The sequence below is a fragment of the Fibrobacter sp. genome (assembly GCA_024398965.1).
Lineage (GTDB): Bacteria > Fibrobacterota > Fibrobacteria > Fibrobacterales > Fibrobacteraceae > Fibrobacter.
The window spans coordinates 1-13,123 of the sequence record JAKSIF010000056.1 but is presented as its reverse complement, the minus strand read 5'-3'; the positions used below and the strand labels follow the sequence as shown (position 1 = coordinate 13,123).

The 13,123-nt window shown below is 53.2% G+C and carries 9 protein-coding genes; 6 read left to right on the top strand and 3 right to left on the bottom strand.

Annotated features, from left to right (window positions below; genetic code table 11):
- Nucleotides 1-252, top strand: a 252-nt coding sequence (locus MJZ26_13175; GenBank protein ID MCQ2106729.1) for a TrkA family potassium uptake protein, incomplete at its 5' end; no start/stop codon positions are given.
- A gap of 134 nt (nucleotides 253-386) precedes the next feature.
- Here the strand turns inward: MJZ26_13175 and MJZ26_13170 are convergent.
- Complete coding sequence (locus tag MJZ26_13170) at nucleotides 387-971, bottom strand: hypothetical protein (protein MCQ2106728.1); 585 nt, start codon at nucleotides 969-971, stop codon at nucleotides 387-389.
- 105 nt (nucleotides 972-1,076) lie between these two features.
- Between MJZ26_13170 and aroC the strand changes: the two genes are divergently transcribed.
- The 3 genes from aroC to MJZ26_13155 all read left to right on the top strand — a co-directional run bounded on the left by aroC (nucleotide 1,077) and on the right by MJZ26_13155 (nucleotide 4,949).
- On the top strand, nucleotides 1,077-2,159 hold the full coding sequence (gene aroC / locus MJZ26_13165; protein MCQ2106727.1) for a chorismate synthase: 1,083 nt from the start codon (nucleotides 1,077-1,079) through the stop codon (nucleotides 2,157-2,159).
- A gap of 63 nt (nucleotides 2,160-2,222) precedes the next feature.
- Nucleotides 2,223-3,419: a tetraacyldisaccharide 4'-kinase gene (locus MJZ26_13160; GenBank protein MCQ2106726.1), complete on the top strand. Its 1,197-nt coding sequence runs from the start codon at nucleotides 2,223-2,225 to the stop codon at nucleotides 3,417-3,419.
- A 78-nt stretch (nucleotides 3,420-3,497) separates the two neighbouring features.
- Entirely contained in the window at nucleotides 3,498-4,949 is a 1,452-nt protein-coding gene (locus MJZ26_13155; protein MCQ2106725.1) for a hypothetical protein, read from the top strand.
- Nucleotides 4,950-5,023: 74 nt separating this feature from the next.
- On the opposite strand, the gene MJZ26_13150 is transcribed toward MJZ26_13155, so the two are convergent.
- The gene (locus MJZ26_13150) at nucleotides 5,024-5,425 is read right to left on the bottom strand and encodes a co-chaperone GroES family protein (protein ID MCQ2106724.1); all 402 of its coding nucleotides are present in this window, start codon (nucleotides 5,423-5,425) and stop codon (nucleotides 5,024-5,026) included.
- A gap of 65 nt (nucleotides 5,426-5,490) precedes the next feature.
- Here MJZ26_13150 and MJZ26_13145 point away from each other — a divergent pair, with 65 nt between their 5' ends.
- Both MJZ26_13145 and MJZ26_13140 read left to right on the top strand, forming a co-directional pair.
- A complete protein-coding gene (locus MJZ26_13145) occupies nucleotides 5,491-6,387 on the top strand; it encodes a hypothetical protein (GenBank protein ID MCQ2106723.1) in 897 nt (298 codons plus the stop codon).
- 70 nt (nucleotides 6,388-6,457) lie between these two features.
- Nucleotides 6,458-8,335, top strand: a complete 1,878-nt coding sequence (locus tag MJZ26_13140) for an ABC-F family ATP-binding cassette domain-containing protein (protein MCQ2106722.1) — start codon at nucleotides 6,458-6,460, stop codon at nucleotides 8,333-8,335.
- A gap of 106 nt (nucleotides 8,336-8,441) precedes the next feature.
- Here MJZ26_13140 and MJZ26_13135 read toward each other — a convergent pair whose 3' ends face one another.
- On the bottom strand, nucleotides 8,442-12,755 hold the full coding sequence (locus tag MJZ26_13135; GenBank protein ID MCQ2106721.1) for a fibro-slime domain-containing protein: 4,314 nt from the start codon (nucleotides 12,753-12,755) through the stop codon (nucleotides 8,442-8,444).
- Between the last annotated feature and the right edge of the window lie 368 nt (nucleotides 12,756-13,123).

Genomic DNA, 13,123 nt, shown 5'->3' with positions numbered 1-13,123 from the left:
CCCAACATGCTGGACTACCTGCCCTTCATGGAAGGCTTCTCCATCGTGGAACTGGCCTGCCCGGAATCCTTCTGGGACAAGACCCTTAAGGACCTGAACCTGACCCACAAGTACGGCATCCAGGTGATCGCCATCCGCGACCCGCTGAAACCCACCCCCATGATCGGTAACATCGCCGACTACCCCTTCAAAGAAAACGACGTGCTGTTCGTCATCGGCCCCAACGAGGCCCTAGACAAGCTGAAGGGCTAAACCTCGGAACTTAAAAAGGGAATCCACCGACGAAAGCCGGTGGTTTTCTTTATAAGGGCGCTTTTCTGTAAAAGCTCTTTCTACATAAAAAAAGACCTGCGGTAGCAGGCCTTTCGCTTATTATATCTGGAGGCTTAGAACACCGGAGCGCTGCTGGCCTTTTCCTTGCCGGCGGACTTGCCGCTAGACTTTTCCTTAGCCAGGGTACGGTGGGTAACAGCACCAACCGCGAAGTAGCGGCCATCCTTCTGGACCAGGCCAGTGTAGGCGTCAAGAACCTTGACGGAGTACCACTGCTGGTAGATGTTCATGATGCTTTCTTTAAGGCTGGAGTTCTCGTTAAGGGCGGGGCTACCGGAGGGCTTGCCGTACTTAAGGGTGAACTGCTCAGACATATAGCCAACTGCTTCGAAAGCCTTGTCGAGACGGGCACGTTCTACACGGCCGGTACGGATTTCGAAGGAATAGAACTTGTCGTTCTTATTGAAAAGGAAGTCGACCTGAACGGGAAGATCGCCGAACAGGAACACGGGAATGGCCAGACGATCGCTAGCTCCGCGGGGGCTATAGACTTCGTAGCCCATCTTCATTGCATCTTCGAGAACGCTTTCGCGGGAAGAACCGAACTGGATCCCGGCAAAACTGTTATAGCTCTGTGCAGCTGCTTCAAACGCAAGAAGCAACGTCAAGAGAATAACGATAAAGCCAAGTTTTTTCACAGTATCTCCTAGAAACCAATGTAAAAGATAGTAAACTTAAGCAAACTTTGTAAGTCCTTGTCACATATTTTCTTAGAAAAAATCACTTTTAGCTATATTTTGAGCATGTCTAGCACTTTTGGAAAGATTTTCGCTGTTACAACATGGGGTGAATCCCATGGTGCCGGTGTGGGTTCCGTCCTGGACGGTTGCCCCGCAGGTCTCCCCCTCGAAGAAGCCGATATCCAGGCAGAATTGAACCGCCGTCGCCCCGGTCAGAACAAAATGACCACTCCTCGCGACGAAAAGGACCAGGTCAAGATCCTTTCTGGCGTTTTCGAAGGGAAAACCACAGGCACCCCCATTTCCTTTGCCGTCTTCAACGAAGACCAGAGGAGCCACGACTATTCCGAAATCCAGAAGTGGTACCGCCCGGGTCACGCCGACCTGTGCTACGACCTGAAGTACGGTTTTAGAGACTACCGCGGCGGTGGACGCAGTTCCGCCCGCGAGACCATCGGCCGCGTTGCCGCAGGTGCCGTGGCCAAGAAGCTTTTGAAGCAGGTGGCAGGTACCGAGATCATGGCATGGGTCAACTCCATCGGCAACGTGGACTGCGGCCCCCTGAACCTGGACGAACTTACCCTGGACCAGATCGAAGCCTCCCCCGTCCGCTGCCCCGACCCCGAGGCCAGCGCCAAGATGGAGCAGGTTGTACTGGACGCCCGCGAGAACATGGACAGCGTTGGCGGTACCGTATGCCTTCTGGTGAAGAACCCGCCCATCGCCCTGGGCGAACCGGTGTTTGACCGCCTGGATGCGCTCCTTGCACAGGCAATGCTATCCATTCCCGCAAGTAAAGGTTTTGAAATCGGTAGCGGTTTCGCCGCAGCCCGCATGCATGGCAGCGAACACAACGACGAACTTTTCTTTGACGGCAACAGTTACCACACCAAGACCAACAACGCCGGTGGCTCCCTGGGTGGCATCAGCAATGGCGAACCCATCTACTGCAAGGTGGCCTTCAAGCCTACGGCAACCATCAGCCAGGAGCAGAAGACCGCAGGTCGCGGCGGCGAGAACGGGACGCTTGCAGCCCGCGGCAGACACGACCCCTGCGTTGCAGTCCGCGCTCCCGTGATCGTGGAAAGCATGGCAGCCCTGGTACTTGCGGACCTGTTCCTGCAGCAGAAGCGCAACTGCCTGTAAAGATTAGTGAATAGTGAACAGTGAAGACTGTCCTTAACTATTCACTACTCACTGTTCACTAAAATGATCAAATTCCATTTTTCATTTAGAAAAATCCTTGCGGCCTGCTACCGGGCGGCTTATTCGTTACATCATGCTCTGTTCCTCAGGCCGGGGCGCCCGCTGAAGAATTCCAAGCTGATTGTAATCGGAAGCTACCGCGGCGGTGGCGCCGGCAAGACGCCTCTGGCCCTCTGGCTTGCGCGGGAACTTGCATCTAGCGGGAAGCGGGTCGCGGTACTCTGCCATGAGTACGCCTACGACGAAGTCCAGATGTTACGGCAGGAGTTGGCTGCATCCGGCGGTTTGACGAAAGACAGTGACGGAGGTAACCGCCCGACGAAAGATGCCGACAGCGGGATGAATACGTCCGGCAACTGCCAGACGAAAAAAGTTCGCGATGGAAAGGAAACATCCGGCGGTAGCGTGCAGGTACTCTCCACACGGAACCGCTACCGGACAGCCCGCGAACTTGATGACCGCGGCATGCCCGGCGATATGAACCGCAGAGAGTGCGACGAATTTCGCAGAAGCATGCCCGACGATACGAACCGCGGAGCGCCAGACGATATAAACCGCGGGGAACCGCCCGATGTTATCATCTGCGACGACGGATTCGAGGACAGCCGCCTGCGTCCAGACCTGACCATCCTGCTTGAGTGGGGCCCCGCGCCCCGACACATCCGCGACCTCATTCCCGCCGGAGACGCCCGCAGCCTGGAACAGAATCACCGTACCGATCCCGCAAAGACAATCCGACTGAACTGTCTCGGCCCCGCAGCCGACATTTCCTTCCCCATCGATTCCATCACGAACTATCTGGGCGAACCCGCAACGAAACAAACCTCGGAAACGCAGTCCGCCACAAAACAAGTTGCAGACAGCCCGACTATGGCGAACCTCGACGGCGGCGCCTATCCCCACCACATCCCCTTTGTCCTCCTCTGTGGGCTTGCCCACCCGGAGCGTGTCGTCCAGAGCGTCACAGCCCTTGGCCTTACGTTCCAGGAAACGATCCTTCGCCCGGACCACGACAGGGATTTTGCAAAGCAGCTGGCCCAGGCAATGACCCGCCACCCCCAGGCAAACTTCGTCATCACCCAGAAGGACGCGGCCCGCCTCGCTCCAGACATCCTTATGGACAAACGAATTTTCGTCACTCGCCAACAGGTTAAAATGGTCCCCGAAAAACAAGCGCTTTTGTTGAAATCCGTTCTATAAAAACTTTGCAGTTTTTATATTATCGTCGTAACGGACTGGCGTTAGAAGGAACAGCCCGCAAACTAGGATGGGAAATAAATGAACAATCGTATTTATGATTTGCTGCAGGCTTTGAACAAGGGCATTCCCGAAAGAGAATTCCTGATTCAGATCGGTTTCCTTGCAGCCATCACAGGCGAAGCATTCTATGTCTTCGGCCGTTCCGGTTCGGGCAGGTCCGTTCTTGTCAACCGAATCGCCGCCGCGTTCTCCAACGCCAAGGTACTCAAGGTCAACAGCCGTCAGGAAAACTTTCCCAACAAGCTGGAGGCCTTCGATGTTCTCATCTTCAAGGACGTCGATCCTACCGACGAAAACGTCAGGGAAAACCTGAAGCGCGCACTCCGCGAAAAGGGAAACTCTCCCCTGATCATCACCCATGATCAGCGCCCCGAGACAATCCTCCACAAGGCTGACATTTCCGACAACATCACCCTGATCCTGGCCATTCCCGAAAGCCTGTCGCCGTCTGCGCTCTGCGAGATTCTGCAGAACCAGTCCGCCATGACCGACATGCTTATTCCCGAAGAGTTGACCGTCACCAAGGAAGAAGTCCAGTTCTGGAACTCCGAAATCAAGTCCGTCACCTTGTCCAAGGACACCCTGGAAGTCATCGCCAACATCGCGGATATCATCGACAAGAACAACATCTACATTTCGATCCGCAGGTGGATGCGCCTCGCCAACATGATTAAGGCAATCGCCTACTTTAACGGCCGCACCGAGACCCACTTCACGGATACCTTCTTCATGGCAACCCCCATCTGGGGCAAGGCTACCGCAAATGCGGTCATCACCAGCGAATTCCCCGAAGTGGTGAAATCGATGATTATCAAGAACTCCAACACCAATCACGAAAAGGAGTTCGACGTTCACGAAACCTACAAGAAGATTCGCACCCTGATCAACAGCAGCAACAACCTGTACGACACCAAGGTGTTCAACAACGAACCTTGCCTCTTGTACCGCATCACCATTGCCGGCGAACCCGCCCCGCTTTACGTGCCGCTGCGCTACATGGAAACCGACGAAGACTTCAACCCCTTCAACGAAATCCGTCAGGTGGAAACCCATGTCCGCTGCAACTTCCACGGAACCTCCAGCTGCACCATCTCCATCGACAGCGCGGTAAAGGGAATCGGTCTCCGCAGCTCCATGATCCGTGCCAAGGAATCGGGCAAGTTCGAAGACTTCGCTACCCTTCCCAGCACAATCCTCCGCGAGAACGACCCCGACGTGGCCGCACAGAAAAAAGAAAAACTGCAGGAACTCAAGAAGGAAGCGCAGAGCCAGATGGAAGTACTGACCAAGTACCTTACAAACCTGCGCGACATCTACACAAAGAACAAGACATTCCGCGACGACATGTTCTGCAACCATGCCTTCTTCGACAAGATCCAGAACGACGTCCGAGAACTTTTCGACAGCACCAATACCGACGCAAAGAAGCTGAAGGAAGCCCTCGACCTCCTGACTCAGGCAAAGATCTAGTCCCCGGAATCTTGCCGACAAAAATTAAAACGGAACTCCCCAGGAGCTCCGTTTTTTTATGACCTTTTCTGCGATTACAAATCGGTGCTGGACATCAGTCCCGATACATCGTCGGGCATTTCCGGGCGCATCACCAGAAGCACCGCATTCTGGGAAATGATCAGGTAACGTTCGCCGTTCACTTCAAGCTCGGTTCCGTTGGCGTGAAGATAGAGAGCCTCGTCGCCTTCCTTAACCTGGAGGGGAACGTAGTTCACGGCGTCGCTGGATTCGCCCCTGAAAACGGCGTCGGGATCCTTCTGGGCGGGAATGGGGTAACCAGGGCCCACCTTCACCACAAGGCCCGTATGCACAGCGTCGTGCTCCTTGACGCTGGGCGGAAGATAGAGACCGCTACCGGTCTTGTTGGAGGCCTCGAGGGGCTTAATCAAAATTCGGTCACCAATGACCATCACATTCTTTAAAGGATCTAGCATACTCCAAAGATAGAATTTCTTTTTTTCTCTATATTGTGAACGTGATTTTCGTTATTTTGTGGGCAGTGATTTTGGCACTGCTGGCTCTTTACCTGGTGAAAAGTCCCAAGGTAAAAGGCTGGATCAAGGTGCTGTGGCGGGCAAGATTGCTTCGCCGCTGGGCCATTGGCGTTACCGCCGTGGTTGCAGCCATCGTCCTAGCCTACGTACTGCATCCAAAAACCGAGGTGAGCGTTACCAACGCCCGGGCCATCTTTGCGGAATACAACCGCGGAGCCATCCTGAAACTGGATTCCATAGGAAAGTTCATGGTGGACTCCTCCTGCAGTATTGGAAACACCAAGTCGGAACTGGTCTACGTCCTCCCGCTGGTGGTGAACAGCTACGAGGAAATCGTGACGAAGCCAACCACCATGGTGCTGACACGGCTTGACGACACCCTAAACCTGGAAATGCGCGGCTACAAGCAGTTCAAGAACCGCGGCATCCTGCTGACAAAACTCCTGAAGAAAAAACTGGGCAACCGTTACGACATCCTGATTACAAGCGACGGAAGCACCCATACGCTGCAGGTGACATACAGCGGCAAGCCTTGGGATACCGACCAGCTGTTTGCGCTTCCCGTAATGGAAGCCGCCAAGATGAACAAGATCGATCCCGCCCTACTCATGAGCCTGATACGACATGTATCCAACTTCGATTTTGACTTCAAGGGCCCACGGGATTCACGAGGGCTCCTGCTGTTAGAAGAAGGCGAAGGCCTGGAGCAGGTATTTCTGGGAGCCACGCGCCTAAGCAAGATGCTGCAGGTGGGTATCAGCCGCGAGAACGCCATCGCAACATTCTATCCCGACTTCGGCATTGGCGACAAGCCCGAAAACTGGCGCAACATGCCTCTTGCCAAGAGCTGGGTGGACCAGGTTCTTGAAGACGTCCAGTTCTACAGAGTGAACGGACTGTAAGCTCGGCTCGGTCATCCCAGACAAGCAAGTTTGTCTGTCGCGACACTCACCTTTTGCTAAATTTGTCGCCGTGATTCAGATTCAGAACGTATCCAAGTCTTTCGGCATGCAGGTCCTTCTGGACCAGGCAAGCTTTCTCGTTGGCGACCACGAACGCGTTGGTCTTGTTGGCCGCAATGGCTGCGGCAAGTCTACTTTGTTCAAGATGATCCTCGGCCAGGAATGCCTGGACGGCGGTACCATCGATATCCCGAAGAAGTATACCATCGGCTATCTGCAGCAGCACATCAGCTTTACCCACAAGACGGTGCACGAAGAAGCCTGCAGCGTGCTGAAGCCCAATGAAGACGGCTGGCTGGAAGAGCACAAAGTGGAGGCAATCCTTTTCGGTCTTGGTTTCGATGAAGAATCCATGAGCAAGGATCCCATGCTTCTTTCCGGCGGTTTCCAAATTCGCCTGAACCTGGCAAAGGTGCTGGCTTCTGAACCAGACATGCTTCTGCTGGACGAACCTACCAACTACCTGGACATCGTTTCCATGCGTTGGCTCAGCCGTTTCCTAAGAAACTGGAAGGGCGAAGTTCTGCTCATCACCCATGACCATCATTTCATGGACGAAGTCTGCACCCACACCGTGGGCATTCACCGCCACAAGATTCGCAAGGTGAAGGGCACTGTAGAAAAGCTCCGCGAAACCATCGCCGAAGAAGAAGAAGTGGCAATGCGCACCCAGGAAAACGAGGCCAAGAAAAAGGCTCAGCTGGACCAGCTCATCGAACGCTTCCGCTACAAGGCCGCCAAGGCTGCCATGGTGCAGTCCAAGATCAAGGCCGCCGCAAAGCTTGCTACCGGCGAACGCCTCACCCACGAACGCAACCTGGAATTCAGCTTTACCGAAGCTCCGTTCCCTGGCAAACGCATGCTCCAAGTTCATAATCTCGCTTTCAAGTACGGCGACGGTCCGGAACTTTTCAGCGACCTGGAATTTGAAGTTTTCAAGGGCGACCGCATTGCAATCATCGGCCCCAACGGCCGCGGCAAAACCACATTGCTGAACCTGATCGCAAAGGAACTTCAGCCCACCACAGGCGAAATCTGTCACAACCCGAATCTGCAAATCAACTACTTCGGCCAGACAAACATCAACCGCCTGAACCTCGACAACAACGTGGAAGAGGAAATCGCCAGCGCCATCGCGGAAGTCTCCCAGAAGAGCCGCGCCCGTGGCCTTGCAGGCCTCATGATGTTCAGCGGCGACAACGCCTTGAAAAAGATCAAGGTCCTTTCCGGTGGTGAACGTAGCCGCGTACTGCTAGGCAAGATTCTTGCAAGCCAGTGCAACATGCTGCTGCTGGATGAACCCACCAACCACTTGGACATGGAATCTATCGAAAGTCTTATCGACGCTCTCGAGGACTACGAAGGTACCGCCATGGTGGTGACCCATGACGAAGAACTGCTCCACGCCTTCGCAAACCGTCTGGTTGTTTTCGATGGAGGCAAGTGCCGCATCTTCGAAGGCTCCTACGCCGACTTCTTGGAAAAGGTTGGCTGGGCCGCCGAAAAGAAACCCGGCGGAATGGACAGCGAAAACGCCAAGCTTTCCAACATCGACGTGACCAAGGACGCCGCACCCGCACAAAGTTCCGCACCTTCCGCAAAGATGGACCGCAAGGCCCGCGCCGACTATATCGCCGAACGCTCCAAGGCCATCAAGCCCCTGGAAAAGGCCATCGCCAAAATCGAGGATGATATCGCCAAGGCCGAGGAACTTTCCGGCGAACTGGAAGCAAAGCTGGTGGCAGCCTCCGAAAGCGGAGACGGTGCAGCCATCACTGCCATCGCCAAGGACATGGACGACGTCAAGAAAAAAATCGACGATCTCTACACTCAGTACGAAGTGAAGAGCGCCGAACTTGATGCAGCCAAGGACAAATACCCTATATAGACCGGCTCCTCGACAGCGGATTAGTACTTACCAACCCTCGTCGCCTCTCGCCTACGCGGCAGTTTAATAACTGCCGTTCCGGCTCACGGTAGACCGACTCCTCGACTTACTTCCCGCGCTTGATACCCAGCGTGTAGGTGTCTTCGGAACTGCCCACCTTTTCCTTGCCGATTAAAACCTTCACCTTCATCTTGGCGATGTAAGCGCCGGTTCCCACAAGGCGACCGTTGTCACTGCGACCATTCCATTCAAAGAAGATATTTCCCGGATTGTCGATGCAGTTCGATTTTTCGGGGTCGCTGGCATTATAGAAAATCGTCTTGTCGTTACAGGCAACAACGCCGCGGGCGTCATTGACGTAACTGCCGAGATGTGAGTAGTAATAAGACTCCCACCTGATCTTTACCTGGGACATGGCGGAATCCACGTCGGCATCGCTAGGCAAGTCAGCAATCATGGATCCTGCTACGCGGCTCAAATCCACAGGCAGCAACAAGCCGGGTTTGCCAACTTCTTCAATGATATCCTGAATGGATTTTTCCGGAGAAACAACGAGAGGAACAATAGGTGATTCATAGGGCCAGGGGTCCGCTTCCGGGCCCAGGGTTACAACACCCGGAGTTTTGATTTCCACACGGATTTCGCCGGTGATGCAAACCTTCGGATTTGCAATGTGTGCGGCATTTCCATTAAGGTCCTTGATTTCACCGGGAGCAAGTCTAAGGGAATCGCCTACCGCAGGGAGCGAACCTGTTGCAGAGCGCTTGAAGAACACCTTGATGACATTGCCGTTCTTGTTAAGACTGGTGCTGGATACAATCAGCGAGTCCATAAAGTTCTGGGAGTTCCTGAAGATTTCAAATGCGGATCCACCATCAAGATTTCGTTCCAAGGAACCTTCGCTCAAGGTAATCGTCACGGAACTGATGTCTTCATTGACAGATTCCACGATGGCGCTGATGGCAATGGGTGCCACCTTATCCTCGATGGAAGTGTTCATCATCAGCTTCACGGAGTCTCCAGTATCTTCGTCCATGTACGTGTAGTGGTAATTCAGAGAACCATTATAAATACCATCGCTCAATCCGGTAAATACACCAGAACGCAATCCAGCAATGTCCTCCACCACGATGTTCGAATCCATGTAAACCAGGGGCCACACATTCTCCATCCCGATAATGCTTCGAGAGGCTGTTCCGCCAAATATCCAGTTCAAGGTATCGGGCACAACTTCGTCAAAGGGCTTGCTGAACGGCACAAACAGGCTGTCAGGCACGCCGTCACCATCTCTATCATACATCTGCCCACGGGAGGCAAAGGGAACAGGCGGCTCCTTGAAATGAATATCCTTCCAAATCAGTTCGTTACCGATACCCTGCCCGGAGATTGTAAAGAAGGCGTCCACCATGGCGGAATCGCCAACCACGTTGAACGAGGCATAGCCCATCTCATCGGTAGTCAGGCTCGTAACACGCTGACCATCCTTATCAAGGAACACCAGCGGGAACGAAGTCTTAATATCCACCGTCACGACACAGTTCTGCTTCACTTCCATATCGCCGCAGGGAGTGGTCGGTCCAAACATCAGGGCGATCTTCAGAGGGACCGTATCAGGATAGGTCACATGGGCAAGCAATGTATCGCTCTTCGGGTCCACACCCAAGGGCTGACCGCGCAAACTTAGGCCCGCAGGATCAAGAGCCGTAAAAGTCTCGCCAGGGTTAAACACATCCACAAAGGCGATATCCGGCAGCGGGTATTCAGGCACCGTAAAGGTGATAACATCGTACTGGCTCTGGTCAGATGCCAGGTAGCAAATCAAGGCATAGGTTCCGGGCTCCAGCATTCTCGAATTCACGAAGCCGCTGGTATCAACCGTAAAGCCGGTCATATCCTCATTAATGTAGATGCCGCCATAGTTCAATCCCGGTTCCAGGATCTGTCCATCTGCCGGCAGCTTGCCGCCCACCAGCACAAAGATGGACTGGGCGTCGGCAGTATCAATCTTTGTCACACTGGAAACATCGCAGCTCAACGATTCATCAATAAGCAGCTGCTTCATGCTGTACATGACAGAACCATCAGGCAGTTTTTCCTCCTCCGTATAGAAGGACTTCTGGGTCTGCAGATTGATGGATGTACGCATCTTGAAGTTAGATCCAGTTGCGTTACGTTCCGAGAAGAAGATATGGAAAGGATACTCCTTGCCTTCCTCCAATTTCAGGCGAGGATCATTCTGCCCGATGGTGTCAAGATTCACAGCACCTTCTTCTGGGTTGTGGCATCCACCGATATCCACAACCAGTCGGTTATTGATGAACACCCACACATCGTCGTCACCACGGAACTCGAAGTACTGACCCTTGATATACTTGAACTGGGCAGAAATCTTCATGGCAAAGCTGAAGTTGTGCTTGCAATTGGAACGGACATCCCAGTCAAACTTGGGATTGCGAACCGTCTTTGCAGAATCAAGATACTCCAGGTCGTCAATGGGGAAGAAACCGAAATCCGTTTCAGCATCGCAACCGTTCTTGTTGGTAATATCGGCAAGCCAGAAACCTTCATCATCCATCTTCAGGTCGATATCACGGCATACGGCGTTGGTATACTCCTTGCCGGTCCTGTCCGTCGCCACAACCTGGGGAACAAACCAGTTTTCAATCTCGCGAGCGGCGGAGCATTTTCCCCAAGGATACAGAAGGGAATCCACACGGGCTGGCAAACCGTTCACAAGCGTATCCTGCACCATTCCCTTGACCAAGCCCCCACAAACCTTATTGGTAGCAAGCTTGCCGGTAGAATCCATGTAGGTCACCGTGGTGTAATCGTTGCCTCCGTAGATGTCACCAAAATCCGGATCCTGGCTCGGGTCATAACTTTCACCGGCCCAGTCCACCACCATGGCAGAAATCTTCATGGCAGGGCAAATACCGAGACGCTCCGGATACACTTCCTTGAACTTGGGGGAGCTAGAAGAAAGAGGATAAGGATACACCCAGGCCGTGTCATGCAGGGCCATCATGGAATCAAGGGAAATTGGCGTACCAAAGCTGCCATCCTCACCCATGAGGCCTTCAAGGCTGTAATATTCAAAACCGATAGTCTGCTTGAATTGAACGGACCATTCTTCCACATGCTTGTATACAGTAGCCTGGTACCATCCGCAAGTATCGCTCTGATTTTCCATCAGCATGTTACGGGGAATGGAACTCATGGGGATGGAATCGTCAGCTAAAATAAGCATGGGAGTCATGTTGTCCCAAGGGCTGAGCAAACGGACAACCTTGGATTCCAGCGGGCTGAACAGGAACTCGTAACCGCCGGAAGTCTTGGTATAAAGCCAGGTCTCGTAAACACCAGTGGGGAACAGTTGAGAAGCCACCGGCCTGGAGGCGTCATTAAAGAAAGTCACGGGAGGCCAGCTATTTTGCTGACGGTAAATATTGAAAACCGCAGAATTGGAAGCCCAGTTTGAAGAGCCAACAACATTGGGCTCAAACTCATAGTGGTACCAGAAACGAGGTTCGTCTTCGTTGGATGTTGCAACAGGATTGTTCAGGATGTTGTTGCCAACGCTGATATAGATAGCGCTGTCCCTGAATGTCGAGTTGGTACGCCAAGGATGATAGATATGAAGCACTCGGGTAGAATCAAAGCAAGCTCCAAGAGAGCCCATCTCCGCATCCACAGCGGGACTATCCTCGGTCCCGTTCACGAATACGGAATCCTGTAAATCAAGAACAAGAGACAAGTCAACAGTACCTTCCTCAGGTACAGACATATAGGGAGTTCTATTGCGGATAAAGTGTGCTGTCTTCAGCGGGTTCGCCTTGATCACCGACGGAGAGACTGCGCCATAGAACCAGCCACAGCGGGATTCGTCATCCTGCGCAAACCGCATCAGGATTGTGTCCTTACCAAAAATCATCTGGGGCAAAGCCTTGTTCCCCCAGGGACTCTTGAACCATACCATCTTGGAACCGGGAGCTACAAAGGACTTCTCGTAGGTCATGTCCGTGGTGTTTGTATACAACCAGACTTCTACATCTGTGCCAAACACATCAGCAATCTTCATATCGCCGGCAACTTTCCAGGAGGCACCGTTGTTGTTATTGAAATTCTGGTCTGCGGTGTTGGGATAAATACCGATATTGAAGGATTCCCAGCTCTGGAAATCCGATGCATTCTTGTTCCAGGTGTAGCTGAACCAGCCGTCACCTTCATCCGTCATTCTCGTTGCAGAAGTTTCGCCAAACTGGGGATTATAGCCACCACCGGCACCACCCAGCATATGCAAGAAATATCCATCCTTGGAAGGATCATTCCGCCACGGAGACTGAACGTGAATAATCAATTTCGCCTGGGCGAAAATCGCAAAAATCAAAAGATATATGACAACCCAAACATTGTGTCGCATTAACACAACTCCTTTTACTGCAAACATCCCAATATGAAAATATCTTCTTTATTCCAAGCCGGAATAAAAAAAGATGTTGCACAGGAATTAATGTTGAGAATAACTCAAGACCTTTGCGCGGGAAAAAATTTACCGCAAGTACGGCGGCAACAAGACATATGGCGACACGCCGGCGCACAACGCCGCCATGCGACGGCAATGGACTGCATGCCCGAAGGATGGCCTAGGGATGCGAGGCGCGGGTGCCGCAGCCGTAGTACGCTACGGCAAGGGACGCACCCGCAACGAGGCAGACCGACGGCCAGCCGCAGGGCAAAAAAAAGAGAGGCCCCCGAGCGTTAAGCTCAGGGGCCTCGTGAATCCAGCAG